The organism is Ruegeria sp. BC6, from assembly GCF_056539185.1.
Map to the genome: position 1 here is coordinate 271,774 of NZ_JBQFUM010000004.1, position 17,430 is coordinate 289,203.

Annotated in this window: 15 protein-coding genes; 11 read left to right on the forward strand and 4 right to left on the reverse strand. The window is 62.8% G+C overall.

The window, feature by feature from the left end:
- From ACR0MM_RS13900 to ACR0MM_RS13915, 4 genes are read right to left on the reverse strand one after another with little or no spacing between them, the layout of a single operon-like run.
- Positions 1 to 657 carry an ABC-type transport auxiliary lipoprotein family protein gene (locus tag ACR0MM_RS13900; RefSeq protein ID WP_170341335.1) on the reverse strand — a complete coding sequence of 219 codons (657 nt, stop codon included), beginning with the start codon at positions 655 to 657 and terminating at the stop codon, positions 1 to 3.
- Positions 654 to 1,970: an MlaD family protein gene (locus ACR0MM_RS13905; protein ID WP_480696793.1), complete on the reverse strand. Its 1,317-nt coding sequence runs from the start codon at positions 1,968 to 1,970 to the stop codon at positions 654 to 656. Before ACR0MM_RS13905 ends, ACR0MM_RS13900 begins: the two co-directional genes overlap by 4 nt.
- A 5-nt stretch (positions 1,971 to 1,975) precedes the next feature.
- The gene (locus tag ACR0MM_RS13910; RefSeq protein WP_170341340.1) at positions 1,976 to 2,791 is read right to left on the reverse strand and encodes an ABC transporter ATP-binding protein; all 816 of its coding nucleotides are present in this window, start codon (positions 2,789 to 2,791) and stop codon (positions 1,976 to 1,978) included.
- Position 2,792: 1 nt separating this feature from the next.
- The gene (locus ACR0MM_RS13915; RefSeq protein ID WP_480696795.1) at positions 2,793 to 3,917 is read right to left on the reverse strand and encodes an MlaE family lipid ABC transporter permease subunit; all 1,125 of its coding nucleotides are present in this window, start codon (positions 3,915 to 3,917) and stop codon (positions 2,793 to 2,795) included.
- Positions 3,918 to 4,114: 197 nt separating this feature from the next.
- On the opposite strand from ACR0MM_RS13915, the gene ACR0MM_RS13920 reads away from it, so the two are divergent.
- From ACR0MM_RS13920 to ACR0MM_RS13970, 11 genes are all read left to right on the forward strand, one after another.
- Entirely contained in the window at positions 4,115 to 5,650 is a 1,536-nt protein-coding gene (locus ACR0MM_RS13920) for a sulfatase-like hydrolase/transferase (RefSeq protein ID WP_480696797.1), read from the forward strand.
- Between the two features lie 220 nt (positions 5,651 to 5,870).
- On the forward strand, positions 5,871 to 7,556 hold the full coding sequence (gene aspT, locus ACR0MM_RS13925) for an aspartate-alanine antiporter (RefSeq protein ID WP_480696799.1): 1,686 nt from the start codon (positions 5,871 to 5,873) through the stop codon (positions 7,554 to 7,556).
- Between the two features lie 19 nt (positions 7,557 to 7,575).
- Entirely contained in the window at positions 7,576 to 9,192 is a 1,617-nt protein-coding gene (locus ACR0MM_RS13930) for a bifunctional aspartate transaminase/aspartate 4-decarboxylase (RefSeq protein WP_480696801.1), read from the forward strand.
- A gap of 116 nt (positions 9,193 to 9,308) precedes the next feature.
- On the forward strand, positions 9,309 to 10,289 hold the full coding sequence (gene bioB, locus ACR0MM_RS13935; protein WP_480696803.1) for a biotin synthase BioB: 981 nt from the start codon (positions 9,309 to 9,311) through the stop codon (positions 10,287 to 10,289).
- A complete protein-coding gene (locus tag ACR0MM_RS13940; RefSeq protein ID WP_480696805.1) occupies positions 10,286 to 11,416 on the forward strand; it encodes an 8-amino-7-oxononanoate synthase in 1,131 nt (376 codons plus the stop codon). The genes bioB and ACR0MM_RS13940 overlap by 4 nt, the downstream gene beginning before the upstream one ends.
- Positions 11,413 to 12,033: a dethiobiotin synthase gene (bioD, locus tag ACR0MM_RS13945; RefSeq protein WP_480696807.1), complete on the forward strand. Its 621-nt coding sequence runs from the start codon at positions 11,413 to 11,415 to the stop codon at positions 12,031 to 12,033. The genes ACR0MM_RS13940 and bioD overlap by 4 nt, the downstream gene beginning before the upstream one ends.
- Positions 12,030 to 13,316, forward strand: coding sequence for an adenosylmethionine--8-amino-7-oxononanoate transaminase (gene bioA / locus ACR0MM_RS13950; RefSeq protein ID WP_480696809.1), 1,287 nt, complete (start codon positions 12,030 to 12,032; stop codon positions 13,314 to 13,316). The genes bioD and bioA overlap by 4 nt, the downstream gene beginning before the upstream one ends.
- Entirely contained in the window at positions 13,313 to 13,930 is a 618-nt protein-coding gene (locus ACR0MM_RS13955; RefSeq protein WP_480696811.1) for a pimeloyl-ACP methyl esterase BioG family protein, read from the forward strand. The genes bioA and ACR0MM_RS13955 overlap by 4 nt, the downstream gene beginning before the upstream one ends.
- Positions 13,927 to 14,685: a methyltransferase domain-containing protein gene (locus ACR0MM_RS13960; RefSeq protein WP_480696813.1), complete on the forward strand. Its 759-nt coding sequence runs from the start codon at positions 13,927 to 13,929 to the stop codon at positions 14,683 to 14,685. Before ACR0MM_RS13955 ends, ACR0MM_RS13960 begins: the two co-directional genes overlap by 4 nt.
- A gap of 107 nt (positions 14,686 to 14,792) precedes the next feature.
- Positions 14,793 to 16,658, forward strand: a complete 1,866-nt coding sequence (locus tag ACR0MM_RS13965; RefSeq protein WP_480696940.1) for a PAS-domain containing protein — start codon at positions 14,793 to 14,795, stop codon at positions 16,656 to 16,658.
- Complete coding sequence (locus tag ACR0MM_RS13970; RefSeq protein ID WP_170341365.1) at positions 16,658 to 17,359, forward strand: response regulator transcription factor; 702 nt, start codon at positions 16,658 to 16,660, stop codon at positions 17,357 to 17,359. The genes ACR0MM_RS13965 and ACR0MM_RS13970 overlap by 1 nt, the downstream gene beginning before the upstream one ends.
- The last annotated feature ends 71 nt before the right edge of the window (positions 17,360 to 17,430 follow it).

Below are 17,430 nucleotides of genomic sequence, written 5' to 3' on the forward strand. Positions count from 1 at the left end.
TCAGTTCAACGACGGGCGCGGATTGTTGGCAGCGTGCGAATGAATCTTCCGCACGCTCCACTCAACTGCGTCGCGCATGGTTTTGCCCAAGGCGGTGTCGAACGCGGCAACCAGATCCGGCGTTTCGTCGCTGGTCGAGACAACGGCTTCCTGGAACGAGCTTGAAGCGATGATCTTGTCTTCGAATTCGTCGATGATCTTGATGTTCATTCGCACTTCGATCTTTACGGTTTTCGAGTTTTCGGTTTCTCCGACGACAATCCCCTGGAACTCGCGCAGGTCCGGGACGATGACATAGTCGGCGCGCAGGCCGACCGTCGAACGGCCCACGGCGGCGACGCGACCGCTGTTTTCAAAGCTTTCGACCATCAACGCCTGAACGATCAAAGGTGCTCGGTCCACCCACCGGGCACGCGGCAGATACTGAACCTGCAGGGGCGTCGGCTGCACGGCAATCTGGTCGGTGTTCACCGCAGCGGTCGCAGTGGGTTCCTGGATGACGATCTGTTTCTGCACCCGGGGCAAAGACTGCGAGAACGTGCTCTTGGGGGTCAGCAGATACAGGTCGTTCGGTTTCGAGGCCTGTTTCAACGTGCCCAGACCGGCACATCCGCCCAGCGTCGTGATTGCAAGGGTCAGAAGAAGGGGCCTGATCATTGACGGAACTCCGATGCTTGAGTGCCCAGAAGGAAACGCGCGGGGTCGCGCTCGACCTTGTCGACAAGGCGGTCCAGACTGATGACAAGGCGTTGGGATTCTTCCACGAAACGAACGAACTGTGGCAGTCCGACCCGCAGGAAGTCTGAAACCTGCCGGCGGTTTTGTTGAACGATGCCGTCGATCGTTCCCAACAGGTCCGATGCCGATTGCGACGCGCTCAGAACGTCCGCTGAAATCTGGTCGATCTTGTCGGTCACGTTCGTTACCGTTTCGGCCACTTTGGTGGCGGCGTTTCGGATGTCGTCAACAACCTGTGCGACATCTTCGTCCATCACGCGATTGGCCGAGTCGAACGCGCGTTCTGCGGATGCCAGAGTTCCTTTCGCCGTATCCATGGCCGAGGTCACCGAGTCGAGCGTTTGGTTGGCGTTTGCGAACGTGTTGTTGACAGTTGCCATGGTGACCGCGGCTTCGTCCGACAACCCGATCAGGCGGTCCGCGAGTTGCGACCCGCGCTCGATGAAGGGGCGGACGTCGTCTTCGATGACCTTGTTTGCCGTGGCCAGCGTCTCGTTCGCGCTGTCCAGTGCGGTTTTTGCCGATTCCGAGGCCGTTTTGATGCTGTTCAGCGTATCGGTTCCGGTGGTCAGCGTGGTTTCTGCAGTATCGGCCAACTGATCCAGGCGTTTGGTGAAGGCCCCGATGTCTTTTGCCGCGCCGCCCAGATCGCTGGACAGGGATTCAAAATCGTTCAGAGTCTTGTCCAAGCGGCCCGAGGCCGAAGCTAGGTTGTCGAGAATATCCGACACGGCCTTGCGATTGTTGTCATCCACCACTGCGTTCAGGTTCTCCAGCAAGGTCACCGCCTCGTCCAGGACCTTGGGTGCGCCTTCGAACAGGGATTGGATGGCGCTGCGCTTGCTTTTGATGACGCTGTTCTGCGGCAGCCGTTCGGCATCGGGCGACCCGCCCGACAACTCGACATAGCTGACGCCGGTCACCCCCAGCGACTGCAACTGCGCGATCGTGTCCGTGGTCACCGGAATGTCAGCATCAACCTCAAGCCGGACCCTTACTTTGGACGGATCATCGTCATCCAGGTCCAGCGAAATGACCTGTCCCACGGGCAGACCGTTATAGCTGACGCCACCGGCGGCTGACAGGCCCGATACGTTGTCGAACAGCACGTCATAATACGCGTATTGGCGCGTGACTTCGAACTTGGCCAGCCACAGGAAGAAGCCGAACGCGCTGAGGATGCCCGCAAGTGTAAATGCGCCGATCAGGATATAGTTCGCCCGGGTTTCCATCGCCTCTACCTGTCCTGCCCCTTCTGTTGCGCCGCGCGGGCCCGGGGGCCTGTGAAGTACTCCTGCACCCAAGGGTGGTCGACCTTGGTCATGTCTTCAATCGGACCTTCCACCAGCACACGCTTTTCTGCAAGAACCGCAACGCGGTCGCAGATCGCGTACAGGCTGTCCAGGTCATGTGTTACCATGAAAACGGTCAATCCCAAGGCCTGTTGCAATTCTCCGATCAATTCGTCGTAGGCCGCGGCGCCGATGGGATCCAGTCCGGCGGTGGGCTCGTCCAGAAACACGATCTCGGGGTCCAATGCCAATGCTCGGGCCAGCGCGGCCCGCTTGCGCATCCCGCCTGACAGCTCTGACGGGAACTTGCCGCAACTCAGCTGTGGCAGCCCCACAAGGCTGATTTTGAGGCTGCCGAGCGCCCGCATCAAGCTCTCGCTCAGGCCGGTGTGTTCGCGCAACGGAGCCATGACGTTCTGAAGCACGGTCAGCGAGGAAAACAGTGCCCCGTCCTGAAAGGCGACGCCCCAGCGTTTCTCGATGCGGCGGCGGTCGGCCTCGGGGCCGTTCAGCACGTCGACACCCAATACTTCGATACTGCCTGCCGCCGGTTTGTTCAGCCCGACGATGGTGCGCAGAAGGACGGACTTGCCTGTCCCGGACCCCCCGACAATGCCCAGCACTTCGCCACGCCAGACGTCCAGGTTCAGGTCGTCATGCACCACCTGTGGTCCGAACTGGTTGCGCAGATTGCGCACACGGATCACCGCTTCGCGTTGCGCGTCCAGCTTGGCGGTCGATGTCTGAGCGGATCCATCCATGTCAGACACCGATCTCGGAGAAGAAAATGGAAAACAGCGCGTCGATGGCAATAACCATGAAAATCGACTGAACAACCGACGCGGTGGTGCGTTGGCCGACGCTTTGGGCGGAACCCTTGACCTGCATTGCCTGCCAACAGGCGATCACCCCGATGACCATGGCAAAGAAAGGCGCCTTGATCAGCCCAACCGCCAGATGCCAGACGCTGGTGTTTTCCTTCAGGCGCGTAATGAACATTCCGGGGCTGACGCCCAGATCGATCCAGCTCATCAGGGCGCCGCCAAAAAGGCCTGCGATGTCGGCCACGAAGCCCAGGATCGGCAGCATGATAAGCAGTGCAAGAACCCGTGGAATGACGAGCACCTCGATCGGGTCCAGACCCAATGTGCGCATGGCGTCGATTTCTTCCTGCACTTTCATCGAGCCGATCGAGGCCGTGAAGGCCGAGCCGGATCGACCAGCCACGATGATGGCGGTCAGCAGAATACCCAGCTCGCGCAGTACCGAGATCGAGATCAGCTCGACCACGAAAATTTCCGCGCCGAACTGTTTCAACTGGGTGGCCCCCTGAAAAGCCAGCACCACGCCGATCAGAAACCCCATCAGCGCCACGATGGGCAGGGCCTTGAACCCGGTTTCCTCCATCTGTGACACGACCGCGGCGCGGCGCAGGCGCCACGGCATGATCATCGTGCGGCCCAGCCGGTGCAGGGTCAGGCCCAGAAAGCCGAGGATCGACATGGTGTCGCGCCCGGCGCCCACCGTTGATTGGCCCAGGCTCTCAAGCCAAGGCATGAAGCCTTGTGGCGGGGCTTCGGCGGGAATGTCCTTGGGAATGTTCTCCGAGACGGTTTCCAACAGCGCGGAATGTGCCGGTTTCAACCCGTCGAAAGCCACGGTCGCCCCCATGGCTGCGCAGCGGTTTTTCAGGTCCGCGATCAGCCACGCGCCGCCGGTGTCCAGCGCATCGATTTCGGACATATCGACCGTCACATGCGCCGCATCCGGGCGGGTGGCGCGAAAGGCGTCTTCGACGGCGCTCAACGACTGTGTCAGCATTTCGCCAGACACAATCACGCGCGCTTTACCGCCTTCCTGTTCGACTGCGATCGAGGGTTTCGTCATGCCGGTATCAGACGGGAAACTGTTCCGGGCCGCAATGGCTTTGTTCAACCGGGCGGCGATTTGGGTGCGGGGGTTACCGGTTTGCACGGCCCGGGTCGCCCAAGGGGCGAGAATTGGCGCAAAACCGGTTGCCTGCCCGAGGGAACCCCGACACAGTCCGCACCGTCGAACACCAGTTTTCCAATGGGAATCACGGCATGAGCCAAGCAGGAAACGTTCTTTTCATCATCATCGACCAATTGCGGGCCGATTGTCTGCGCGGTGCTCTGGCTGATCATGTCAACCTGCCCAATCTGCGCGCCTTCATGGACGAGGCCGTTTCGTTCGACCGGCATTTTTCCGTAACCAATCCCTGCGGACCGTCCCGCGCCTCGATCCTGACCGGGCAATATGCGATGAACCATCGTTCGGTCCGCAATGGCACGCCGCTGCGCCATGACACGCCGAACATCGCGACCGAGATGCGAAAAGCCGGCTATCTGCCGATGCTGTTCGGCTATACGGACACCTCGGCCGATCCACGGGTTCATCATCCGAATGATCCGTCGGTGAAGACCTACGAAAATCCGATGCACGGGTTTCACGAAGTACTCGAAATGCGCCTTGAGGAGTCCTATCCTTGGCGTTCCTACTTGATGCGCCGGGGATACGAGTTCGAAGACTACTGGGATCTCTACAAGCCGGTTTCGCCGGATGGGTCGGCCCCAAAATTGAACGACCCGGCCCTCTACAAGGCCGAGGACAGCGACACCGCATTTCTGACCAACAGTTTTCTGGACGGAATTACCGCCTATCGGAGCTCGGGATGGTTCGCGCATTTGACGTATATCCGTCCGCATCCGCCACTGGTGGCCCCCGCGCCCTACAACCGGATGTACGATCCCGACGCGTTGCCTTTGCCAAGCCGTCTGCCCGGCCCCGAGGACGAAAAGGCCGTGCACCCGTTCTTTGGACCCGCTCTGGACTCGAATACACCAAAAGACTGCGTGCAAGGTTTTGCCGAGGTGGAGCCGACGGATGAGAACACTCAGACCCTGCGGGCCGTCTATCTTGGATTGGCAACCGAGGTCGACCATCATATCGGCCGGGTCATCCGCTTTCTCAAGGACAGCGGCCAGTACGATGACACGCTGGTGGTGATCACCGCGGATCATGGCGAGATGTTGGGCGATCATTATTCCTGGGGCAAAATGTCGGTGTATGATGCGGCTTACCACACGCCGCTGATCATTCGCATGCCTGGCAACGCTCAGATGGCCGGCCAGCGTGTCGAGGTGCCGACCGAGTCAATTGATGTCGCGCCCACGATCCTGGACTGGGTTGGGCAAGAGATCCCGAACTCGATGGATGGTCGATCCTTGTTGCCGCTGCTGCGTGGTGCCGTGCCTCAGGACTGGCGCCGGTATTCCTTTAGTGAGCTGGACTTTGCCGATCCGCTGACGCCCACTCAGTTTCAGGGTGATCTTGGGACGGGTCACAGCGACTCGTGTCTGGGCATCCTGCGTGACGAGCGCTTTACCCTGGTCGAGTTTGCAGCCGACCTGCCGCCGTTGTTGTTCGACCACCACGGTCGGGGCGAGGCCGAGAATGTCGCCGCAAACCCTGACTACGCAGCTGATTTGGCGCGGCTTGGACGTGAAATGCTGCGCCACCGTATGCGGAACATGGATCATTTCCTGTCCCTGCATTCCGTGACATCGCAGGGGCCGAAATCAGTGCGCAGGTTCGATTGATCCATTCGGTTGCCGACGATTTTCAAAATCTGTGCCGCCGCTGGCGGACACAGTTCCACGCGGCCCCGGTGCCAAACAAATTCAGATAATTCAATGGACAAACGGTCCCCGTGGGGTATCGTGACCTTGGAAATTCCTGCGCTGATTGCAATCGTCCGGGCCTCCGGACAGTTGACGTTCAGGGTGGACTGAGCGACGCAACAAACCCGAAAGGCGCAGTATGGTCGATTGGCTGGTGAATATCCTGCAAACCTATCCGGAACTGGCTGTCTTCCTCGCCATCGGCATCGGGTTTTTGGTCGGACCAATCAAGGTCATGGGGTTCAGTCTGGGTTCGGTCACGGGCACCCTGTTGGCGGCCGTCGTGATCGGGCAGGCACAGATCAGTATCGATTCAGCTGTGAAGTCCACCTTCTTCATCCTGTTCATCTTCGCAGTTGGTTACGGCGTTGGGCCACAGTTCATTCGCGGCCTCAAGGTTGACGGCGCGCGCGAGGTGCTTTTTGCGCTGAGCGTTCTCGCCCTGTGTCTGATCGTTCCGGTCGTGTCGGCCAAGATCGCCGGGCTCGAGCTTGGCTACGCCGCGGGCCTGTATGCCGGCTCGCAAACGATTTCGGCGGCGATCGGAGTGGCGACCGACCAGATCAACCAGTTGGGTTTGTCGGCTGAGCAGGCCAAAACCTATTCCAACCAGATCCCAGTCGCCTATGCGGTGACGTATATCTACGGCACGATCGGATCGGCGATCATTCTGGCCAAGATCGGCCCGCGTCTGATCGGTGTCGATCTGGTGGCAGCCTGCAAGGAATACGAGGCCAAGCTGAGTGGCGGCGAGGATGTCGAGACCGGTGGTGGCATCGTTTCGGCCTATCGCGCGATCGAGGCGCGCGCCTTTGAGATTCCCGAAGGTAGCGAGTTGCTCGGCCAGCCGGTCAAGGACCTGTTGCCCGGTGTCCGCGTCTATGCCGAACGCCTCAGCCGAGGTGGCAAGATCGTTGAGGTCGACGCGGACACGGTGCTGCAAGCGGGTGATGTCGTGATGTTCTCAGGCCGGCGCGGTGATCTTGTCGGAGCGCTCGAGCCCAGCCTCAAGGAAGCGGATGCGCCCGAGCTGCTGAGTATCCCATCGGAAAAACTGGACGTTTTGATCACAAGCAAGGACGTGCACGGCAAGACATTGGATGAGCTCAGCAGGATGCCTCAGGCCCGTGGCGTGTATGTTTCCAAGCTGACGCGGAACATGATTGATCTGCCGCTGCTGCCGGGCACGGTTCTGCACCGCGGTGACATTCTGACCATTTTGGGCAGCAAGCGCCATGTCGAGGCGGCCATCGCCGAAATCGGGTACGCCGACCGGCCCGTTGACACGACCGATCTGGCCTTTGTGGGCTGGGGCATTTTCATCGGGGGTGTCATCGGCACGCTTGCAATTACAATGGGCGGTTTTCCGATCAGTCTGTCGACCACCGGTGGCGCCTTGCTGGCCGGGCTGCTGCTGGGGTGGCTGCGCACCGTTCACCCGACCTTCGGTCGTATTCCCGCACCGTCGCTGTGGTTGATGAATACACTGGGCCTGAATGTCTTCATCGCGGTGATCGGGATATCGGCCGGGCCCGGTTTCGTGGCCGGTTTGCAGCAGGCGGGTATAGCGCTGTTGTTATGGGGTATTGTGGCCACGTCTTTGCCGATGATTTTCTCGGTTTATGTCGGGCATTACGTATTCAAATTCCACCCTGCCATCCTGTTTGGCGCCTGCGCGGGCGCCCGCACTACGACGGCTGCGCTCGGCATGATCCAGGAGGCCGCGCAAAGCAGAATTCCAGCCCTGGGCTACGGCATGCCCTACGCGATCGGAAACACCCTGCTGACGATATTCGGGATGGTCGTCGTTTTGATCCTCAGTTGATTTGGAAAGGTCTTGAGTCATGGACAGATTGAAGCTGCACGATTACGAAGTCCTCAGCCCCTTTCAGATCAAGGACGAGTTGATCAAGCTGGCCTCGGTCGAGGCGCGTAAATCCAACAGCGCCTTTTTGAATGCAGGCCGGGGCAATCCCAATTGGGTCGCCACCCGCCCGCGCGAAGCGTTCTTTGCGCTTGGCCAGTTTGCGGTGACCGAGTCGCGCCGCGTCATGAATCATCCGGCGGGTCTGGGGGGGATGCCGGCAATGGCAGGTTGCCATGACCGTCTGTTGGAGTGGGGCAGGGCCAATTCCGAGATGCCGGGCGCCGACACGCTTTTGGATGTGGTCGACCACGCCATCCGGGCCTTTGGTTTCGACGCTGACGAATTCGTGCACGAACTGACGGATTCGATCATCGGCGACAACTACCCTGTTCCCGACCGAATTCTGAAGCACAACGCCGCCATCGCCCATGAATACCTGATGTGGGCCATGTGTGCCGGGCACCGTCCCGATGCGCAGTTCGACCTGTTTGCGGTGGAAGGCGGTACGGCGGCCATGTGCTATATCTTCAAATCGCTCAAGGCCAACCGGCTGCTGAACCCGGGCGACACGATCGCCCTGTGCACGCCGATCTTCACGCCCTATCTCGAAATGCCCGAACTTGAGGATTACAGCCTCGAGTCGGTTCACGTAGAAACGGACGAGGAAGATGGGTTCCAACTGACCGATGCTGCAGTCGAAAAGCTGAAGGACCCCAAGGTCAAGGCCTTCTTTCTGGTTAATCCGGGCAACCCGTCGTCGGTGGCCCTTAGCGATGCTTCTCTGCGCAAACTCGCGGATTTGGTCGAGAACCACCGGCCGGACCTGATTATCCTGACCGATGATGTGTACGGCACTTTCGTGCATGATTTCACCTCGGTCATGGGCTTCATGCCCCGCAACACGATTGGTGTTTATTCCTATTCGAAGTATTTCGGCTGCACCGGTTGGCGGCTCGGCGTGATCGCCGTCGCGCAGGATAATATCTTTGACGAAAAGCTCGCCGCGCACCCGGCCGAGATCAAGCAGAAGCTCGACAAGCGTTACGGCACGCTCAGCCTGCACCCCAGCGAGATCAAATTCGTCGACAGGCTCGTGGCCGACAGCCGGGATGTGGCCCTGAACCACACCGCCGGATTGTCCCTGCCGCAGCAGGTCATGATGACGTTGTTCTCGCTCTGCGAGCTGGCCGACACAAAGAAAGCCTATCAGACCGCCTGTATCGAACTGGTGCATCGACGGTTCCACCTGCTGACCGAAGCCTTGGGGATCGAGGTCCAGCCGGGCGATCACTACGATGCCTACTACGGCATCATCGACTTCGAATTCTGGCTGCGCAAATACGTCGGCGAAGAGGTCGTGGACTGGATCAAGAAGAACGTCCACCCGTTGGACATCGCGTTCAAACTGGCCGAGGACTACGGGATCGTGCTGCTGAACGGCAGCGGTTTCGATGCGCCGAACTGGTCCGCGCGGGTATCGTTCGCCAATTTGCCGGACGAGGCGTACACCCAGATCGGCCGCGCCGTCCGTTCGGTCGCGCGCGGTTATGTGCAGGCCTATCGGGCGGCGAACAACAAGCCACTTCACGGTTGAATCGCCGTTAGCGGTCACGGTCATTTTCTGCGCCTGTGACATCGCAGATGTTGCGTTTTTCGGCTTTATTGATAAACCCGGGTAAATCTGAATCATCGGGAAAAATTATCTATAAAATGTCGGCTACATCGAACACCTGGACCCGCGAAACCGCTCAGGCCATCTATGACCTGCCGCTGATGGATCTTCTGTATCGGGCGCAGACCGTACATCGCGAGAATTTTGACCCCAACAAGGTGCAGATGTCGCGGCTTCTGTCGATCAAGACCGGCGGCTGCGCCGAGGATTGCGCCTATTGCTCGCAATCCGCGCGCAACGGCTCCAAGCTGAGCGCCTCGAAACTGATTGAGGTCGAGCGCGTTTTGGCCGAGGCGCGCAAGGCGCGCGAGTCCGGCTCGACCCGGTTCTGCATGGGCGCCGCCTGGCGTGAGCCGAAGGCGCGTGACATGGATGCGCTGGTGGCTATGATTCAGGGCGTCAAGGCGATGGGCATGGAAACCTGTATGACGCTGGGCATGCTGGACGACACCCAGGTGGTGCAGTTGCGCGATGCCGGGCTGGATTATTACAACCACAACATCGATACGTCTGAGCGCTACTACCCCGAGGTGATCACCACCCGCACCTTCGCCGACCGGATCGACACGCTGAACCGCGTGCGCGAGGCGGGGATGAAGGTCTGCTCGGGCGGGATTCTGGGCATGGGCGAAAATGGCGAGGACCGGATCGACATGCTGGTGACGCTGGCTAACCTGCCCGAGGCGCCGGACTCGGTTCCGATCAACATGCTGATGCCGCAGGCCGACACCCCGTTGGCTGACGCCAAGCCGATCGACCCGATCGATTTCGTGCGCATCATCGCGCTGGCGCGGATCATGATGCCGAAATCCCATGTCCGCCTGTCCGCTGGCCGCAGCGACATGAGCGACGAGATGCAGGCCATGTGCTTCTTTGCCGGTGCCAACTCGATCTTTGCCGGCGACACGCTGCTGACCGCCGAGAACCCCCAAGAAAGCAAGGACGCGATCCTCTTCGCCAAGCTGGGCATCCAGCCGATGGAGGCGGAGTCCGAGGCCCGCGTGGACGCGGCCGAATGACAGCGACCGCAAGGCTGGGCGATGCGCTGAAGGTGCTGGAAACGCGCCATCGGCTGCGCAGGCTTGCGCCCCGCACGGGGCTGGATTTCGCATCCAACGACTATCTGGGTCTGGCCGGGTCCGACGTTCTGAAACGCGCGGCGCAGGACGCGCTGGACCGGGGCGTTCCGCTGGGCTCGGGCGGGTCGCGCCTGCTGCGCGGCAACCATCCCGAGCACGAGGCGCTGGAAGCCGAGGCCGCCGCCTTTTTCGGCGCCGAGGCGGCGCTGTACATGGGCGGCGGGTTTCAGGCCAATCAAGCCATTTTCTCGACCCTGCCCGCCGCCGGGGATCTGATCCTGCATGACGCGTTGGTCCATGCCAGCGCGCATGAGGGGATGCGCCTGGGCAGGGCCGAGGCCCGTGGTTTTGCGCATAACGACATTTCGGCGGCACGCGCGGTGCTGGCCGACTGGCGTGCGCAAGGCGGCACGGGCCAGGTCTGGATCGCGGTCGAAAGCGTCTATTCGATGGAGGGCGATCTGGCCCCGTTGACCGCCCTGGCCGAACTGGCCCGAACCGAGCAGGCGGTGCTGGTGGTGGACGAGGCCCACGCCACGGGCGTCTTCGGTCCGAACGGGCAGGGGCTGGCGCATGGGTTGGACGCCGAGGTGCTGACCCTGCACACCTGCGGCAAGGGGCTGGGCGCCAGCGGCGGGCTGATCTGCGGACCGCGTGAAATGATCGACACCCTGATCAACCGGGCACGGCCGTTCATCTTTGCGACGGCCCCGTCGCCGTTGGACGCCGCCATCGTGCGGGGCGCGTTGCGGGCCGTGGGGCAGGACCCGGGCCTGACATTGGCCGCGCGCGACCGGATGGCCTATGCCCATGCCGAGGCCGCGCGCCTGTGCGCGTTGACCGGATTTCACAGCCAGATCATGCCCGTCATCGTGGGCGAGGACGCGGCCACGATGGATCGCGCGGCAAAACTCCAGCAGATGGGCTTTGACGTGCGCGGCATTCGCCCGCCCACCGTGCCGCGCGGCAGCTCGCGGTTGCGGGTTTCGATCACCGGCAACGTCGGCGCACAGGACATCACGGCGGTGTTTCAGGCCATCGCCGAACAACAGGCAGGACCCGCATGACCACAGTGATCGTGACCGGCACCGACACCGGCGTCGGCAAAACCGTGTTTTCCGCCGGGCTGACCGCGGCCCTCGGCGCGCAGTACTGGAAGCCCGTGCAATCGGGGCTTGAGGACGAAACCGACAGCCAAATCGTGGCGCGCCTGTCCGGCCAATCGATCCTGCCCGAGGCCTATCTGCTGAACCTGCCCGCCTCGCCGCACCTGTCGGCCGAGGCCGAGGGGGTCGAGATCGACCTCGATCGGCTGACCCTGCCGCAGACCGATGGCCCGCTGGTGGTCGAAGGGGCAGGGGGCGTCATGGTGCCTCTGACCCGGCAGGCCTATTATCTTGACCTGTTCGTCCGCTGGCAGGCGCCGGTGATCCTGGTGGCCCGGACGGCCCTGGGCACGATCAACCACACAACCCTGTCTCTGATGGCGCTGCGTGACGCCGGTTGCCCGGTGGTTGGCGTTGCCTTCATCGGGGACCCAGAGCCCGAGGTCGAACAGACCATCATCCAGATGTCGCAGGTGCCCCACCTGGGACGCCTCGGCCGGATCGAGACTCTGACGCCCGACACCCTGCGCCACGCCTTCGAGGCGATCGACATGGACACGATCCGAGGTGCCCTGTGACCCCTCTGGAATTTGACGCCCGCCACCTGTGGCACCCCTATACGAACGTGGCCGACCCGGGCCCGATGCATCTGATCGACCGGGCCGAGGGCGTGTATCTGTACCGCGAGGATGGGGTGAAGATGATCGACGCCATGTCCTCGTGGTGGTGCGCCATCCATGGCCACCGCCACCCGGCGATCACCGCCGCCATGCAGCAACAGCTGGACCGGATGCCCCATGTCATGTTCGGAGGCCTCACCCACCGGCCCGCCATTGATCTTGGCCGCAAGATGGTGGCCCTGCTGCCCGAGGGGCTGGATCGGATCTTCTATTGCGACAGCGGCTCGGTCTCGATCGAGGTGGCGATGAAGATGGCGGTGCAGTTCCAGATGGCCCATGGCCGCACCGACAAGGTCGAATTTGCCACGATCCGCGGCGGCTATCACGGCGACACCTGGAAGGCGATGAGCGTCTGCGACCCCGTCAACGGCATGCACGGGCTGTTCCGCGGCGCGCTGTCGATCCAGCACTTTCTGCCGCGCCCGTCCGTCCGCCTGGGCGATGACTGGCCAGAGGACCCGGCGCAGAACGGGCTCGACGCCCTAGAACAATTGCTGCGGGACAAGGCGCACCGGCTGGCTGCGCTGGTGCTTGAACCGGTCGTGCAGGGCGCGGGCGGCATGTATTTCTATCACCCCGAGTGGCTGCGCCGGGCCAAAGCTCTGTGTCAGGCCCATGACGTTCTGGTGATCTTCGATGAAATCGCCACCGGATTCGGCCGCACCGGAGAGCTGTTTGCCACCACCCATGCGGGCGTGACGCCGGACATCATCTGCCTGGGCAAGGCGCTGACGGGGGGGCATATCTCGTTCGCCGCGACAGTGACCACCGAACAGGTGGCTTATGGCATCGGCAACAGCGAGGCTGGCGTGTTCATGCACGGCCCCACCTACATGGCCAATCCGCTGGCCTGCGCTGCCGGCATCGCCAGCCTGGGGCTGCTTGAGGACGGCGGCTGGCAGGATCGCGTGCGGGCTATCGAGACGCAGATGAAGACCGAACTGGAACCGGCGCGCGGCCTGCCCGGCGTCGCCGATGTGCGGGTGCTGGGCGCCATCGGCGTGATCGAGATGGAGGACACCGTCGATCCGCGTGTCGCGCATCGGCGGGCGCCGGAAACCGGTGTCTGGCTGCGTCCCTTCGCGCGCAACATCTACTGTATGCCGCCCTATGTGATCTCGGGCGACGAGCTGAGCCGGGTGACGGCGGCAATGATCGAACTGGCGCGGGGCGACGCATGAGGCGGCACTGGTTAACCCGTGACGGTGGAGCGCAGTTGACGCTGGTGTTCGGCGGGTGGGCGCTGGGGCCTGCGCCGTTTGCGCGCCTGACCGGGGCGGCGGACGTTCTTGTGGTTGACGACTATCGCAGCCTCGACGACCCGCTGCCCGAAACCGGCGATTATGACACGGTCCGGCTGCTGGCCTATTCCTTCGGCGTCGCGTCGGCTGCGCATTGGCTGGCGGGCCACGGGCTGATGTGCATCCGCAAGGTTGCGGTCAACGGCACGCTGTTTCCGGCGGATGCGGACCGGGGCATCGCGCCCGAGACGGTGGCGGCCACGGCCGATGGCCTGAGCGCTGCCAGTTTTGCCCGGTTCTGCCGCCGGGCCGGGCTGGATGGCCCCGCGCCCGGGATCGATGTTGCCGCCGCGGCCGAGGAACTGCGAGCCATCGTAGCGCGCGGACCTGCGCCCGATCCCGGGTTCGACCGGGTCTGGATTTCCGCCTCGGACCGCATCGTGCCGACGGCTGCGCAGGAAATGGCCTGGGGCCAATCGGACACCGTGCGCGGCATCCCCGGCCCGCACCAACCTTTCGCGGCGGGGCAGACCTGGGCGGAGTGGTTCGCATGAACGCCATGCCGACGGACCGCATCCGGCGCAGTTTCAGCCGCAGCTTCGGCAGCTATCACTGCGCCGCTGGCCCGCAGGCCCGGATCGCCCGCGCGTTGGCGCAGCGGTTGGTCGATCTCGGGGCGTCCCTGCAATTTGGCACCCTGTTCGAAATCGGCTGCGGCACCGGCCATCTGACCGAGGCGCTGCACCAGCAGTTTTCGTTCACCCGGTCCACGCTCAACGACCTGATGGCCGAGGCCCAGGAGACTGCGCGGCGATGGGGCGCGGGTTTCCTGCCCGGCGATATCCGCGATGTGACATGGCCCGCGCGGCCCGACCTGATCGCCTCGGCCTCAACGGTCCAATGGCTGGACGATCCGGCGGCCGTGGTCCGCCGCGCCCTGCATCAGGTCGCGCCCGGCGGGTGGGTGGCCATTTCGGGATTTGGCCCCGACCAGTACGCCGAGCTGTCCGCGCTGGGGTCGGCCGCCCGCGCGCCCGGCTTGCGCGCCCCTAATGATCTGGCCGCGGGGATCGGCCCCGAGGTTGAAATCCTCGACCTGTGGCAGGATCGGCAACCGCTGTGGTTCGACACGCCGTTGGACGTGCTGCGCCACCTGCGTGAGACCGGGGTGAACGGCCGCGCGGCGCAGGTCTGGACCCGCGCCGACCTGACCGATTTCAGCGCGCGCTATCGCGCCGCGTTTTCCGGCCCCGAAGGCGTGCGCCTGACCTATCACCCCGTCTGGATCATCGCCCGCAAACCCGGCTAGGGGCCAACCGGTCGCAGCTGGGCCCCCTACACCTGCCCGAAATCTGGTGATAGGCCTGTGCCCAGGGGAGGATCGGCTTGGACATTTCCGAACAGCGCATCAAAGAGATGACCACCGCAGGGCTGAACCTGATCGGTCAGGCCTTGTCGATCTATGACGACAAGCTGCGCCTTGTGGTCAGCAACAAGCGCTTTCAGGAAATGTTCGACCTGCCCGAAGCCCTGGTGCAGCCCGGTGCGCTGTTCAGCGACACGATCCATTTTCTGGCCAGCCGGGGCGAATATGGCCACGATCAATCGGTCGAGGATCTGGTCAGCGTCCGGGTCGAACAGGCCTTGGCGTTCGAGCCGCACTACATGGAGCGCGTGCGCCCCAACGGACAGGTGATCTCGATTGAGGGCGCGCCGCTGCCCACCGGTGGCTGGGTTGCCGTCTATACCGACATCACCAGCACCAAGCGGGTCGAAGAGCTGCTGCGCAGCCGGTCTGAGGAGCTGTCGGACCAGTTGCTGAGCCATGCCGAAGAGCTTTCGGCGACCAACCGGCAACTGGCGGCCACGATCAGCGCGCTGGAAGAGGCCAAGCGCCAGCTGACCGAGATCGAAGCGCGCACACGCATGACCACCGAGATGATGCCGGCCCATATTGCGCATCTGGATGCCGAGGGGCGGTACGACTATTCCAACCGGCGGCTCAGTTCGGTCCTGCCGGGGCGGCCGTCGGACATCCTCGGGCTGCACATCTCGCAGGCGCTCGGCGCGCATGCCTACGAGCGGGTCCGGCCGCATCTGCAACAGGCCTATGACGGTCAGGCCTCGGTGTTCGAATTCACCGAGGATCAGGATTCGCGCCGCATCCGTGTCTCGTTCACGCCCGATGGCACGGGCGGCGTCTATATCATGTCGGTGGACATCACCGAGGAAACGCAGGCCCGCGTGGCCCTGCAGCAGACCCGACGCCGGGCGATGGCGGCGCAGATGACCAGTGGACTGGCGCATGATTTCTCGAACCTGCTGACCATCATCCTGGGGATGCAGGCCAAGCTGGAAAAGATGGACCTACCCGAAGACGCCGCCGGGCTTGTCGCAGCAACCCAGCAGACCGCGCGGCGCGGCGGGCAACTTCTGAATCGCATCGCCGACATGACCGGCAACCGCACCCCGCAACCACAGGCCACCGACATGCGCGGTCTGCTCGAGGATCTGCGGGTGCTGGCCTCGCCTTCGCTCCCGCGTGGGGTGGGGCTGTCGGTGGTCAACACCCTGCCGGACGAGGCGCTGATGCTGGACCCGGGCATGGTTCAGGACGCGTTGTTGAACCTCGTGCTGAACGCCCGCGACGCCTGTGGCAGCAGCGGTCAGATCACCATCAGTGCTCATGCGATCGGCCGGATCTGGGTGGAAATCACCGTATCCGATACCGGTCCTGGGTTTTCGCCGGATGCGCTGGACAAGGCGTTGAACCCGTTTTTCACCACCAAGGGCAGCAAGGGGTCGGGGCTGGGCCTGCCGATGGTCTATGATACGGTGAAGCTGGCAGGCGGAGACCTGCAACTGCGCAACACGCCCTCGGGCGCATCCGTGATGTTGCGACTGCCCTACCGGCCCGCGCCGCCCGTTCAGTCCGGCCTGGCGCTGCTGGTCGAAGACAGCGACGACCTGCGCCATCAGTTCCGCGACATGCTGGTTGATCTGGGTCTGTCGGTGATCGAGGCGACCTCGGCGGATGAGGCGCTGGTCCTGGCCACCAGCCTGGACGGCATCTCGCTGATCCTGTCGGACATCCGGCTGGAGGGCGCTGCCACCGGCATTGATCTGGTCGAACGGCTTGCTCTGCCAATTCCCGTGATCCTGATGACCTCGTTGCCCTATGATGATCCGCTGCACCGTCAGGCTCTTGCCAAGGCACCGGTGCTGCGCAAACCCTTCACCCGCGCGCAATTGTCCGCGCTGATCCGAACCGAGGCCGCCTGATGACCCAACCCCTGGTGACCATTCTGGACGACGAACCCGAAATCCGCCGGATTCTGACTGAGGCGCTTGAGGATGCCGGGTTTAGAACGCAGAGCTTTGCCCGCGCCCGCGAATTCGAAGCGTCTCTGAAGCGGGTCACGCCCGATGTCTGCCTGGTGGACCTGTCGCTGCCGGATACAGACGGGTTGGCACTGGTGCACCGGCTGGCGCTGGAACAGGGGGCGGCGGTCATCATCATCTCGGGGCGGGCACAGGTGCAGGACCGGGTGACGGGGCTGGAGTTGGGGGCCGATGACTACATCACCAAACCCTTCGACCCGGCCGAGGTGGTGGCCCGCATCCGCGCCCGTCTGCGTGCGCCCAAGGCACAGCAACACCATTCGGATGTGGCCCGGTTCAACGGCTGGACCGCCTATTTCGATCGCTATGTGTTGGAGTCCGATACCGGCGCTGAAACGCCGTTCAGCCATGCCGAAGGCGAAGTGTTGCGGTTGTTTCTGGAAAGTCCCAAACGCCTGATCAGCCGCGCGCAGATGCAGGAAACACTGGGTGGCGCAGCCGGTGAAAGCTTTGACAGGGCGATGGACGTGCGTATTTCCCGCCTGCGCACGAAACTTGGTGAAGACCCGAAAAACCCGCGCCTGATCAAGACGATATACGGCGCAGGGTATATCTTTTTGGGGGATGTCGCATGGGATTGACCAATTCCGCGGGCTGGATTTGACCTGCACGACGACGAACCAAACCATTGGTGCTGCGCTCTTGTTTCTTG

Coding starts and splice junctions, on each gene's coding strand:
- ACR0MM_RS13900 (WP_170341335.1), bottom strand. CDS start 657: ATGATCAGGCCCCTTCTTCTGACCCTTGCAATCACGACGCTGGGCGGA.
- ACR0MM_RS13905 (WP_480696793.1), bottom strand. CDS start 1,970: ATGGAAACCCGGGCGAACTATATCCTGATCGGCGCATTTACACTTGCG.
- ACR0MM_RS13910 (WP_170341340.1), bottom strand. CDS start 2,791: ATGGATGGATCCGCTCAGACATCGACCGCCAAGCTGGACGCGCAACGC.
- ACR0MM_RS13915 (WP_480696795.1), bottom strand. CDS start 3,917: ATGACGAAACCCTCGATCGCAGTCGAACAGGAAGGCGGTAAAGCGCGC.
- ACR0MM_RS13920 (WP_480696797.1), top strand. CDS start 4,115: ATGAGCCAAGCAGGAAACGTTCTTTTCATCATCATCGACCAATTGCGG.
- aspT (WP_480696799.1), top strand. CDS start 5,871: ATGGTCGATTGGCTGGTGAATATCCTGCAAACCTATCCGGAACTGGCT.
- ACR0MM_RS13930 (WP_480696801.1), top strand. CDS start 7,576: ATGGACAGATTGAAGCTGCACGATTACGAAGTCCTCAGCCCCTTTCAG.
- bioB (WP_480696803.1), top strand. CDS start 9,309: ATGTCGGCTACATCGAACACCTGGACCCGCGAAACCGCTCAGGCCATC.
- ACR0MM_RS13940 (WP_480696805.1), top strand. CDS start 10,286: ATGACAGCGACCGCAAGGCTGGGCGATGCGCTGAAGGTGCTGGAAACG.
- bioD (WP_480696807.1), top strand. CDS start 11,413: ATGACCACAGTGATCGTGACCGGCACCGACACCGGCGTCGGCAAAACC.
- ACR0MM_RS13955 (WP_480696811.1), top strand. CDS start 13,313: ATGAGGCGGCACTGGTTAACCCGTGACGGTGGAGCGCAGTTGACGCTG.
- ACR0MM_RS13960 (WP_480696813.1), top strand. CDS start 13,927: ATGAACGCCATGCCGACGGACCGCATCCGGCGCAGTTTCAGCCGCAGC.
- ACR0MM_RS13965 (WP_480696940.1), top strand. CDS start 14,793: ATGACCACCGCAGGGCTGAACCTGATCGGTCAGGCCTTGTCGATCTAT.
- ACR0MM_RS13970 (WP_170341365.1), top strand. CDS start 16,658: ATGACCCAACCCCTGGTGACCATTCTGGACGACGAACCCGAAATCCGC.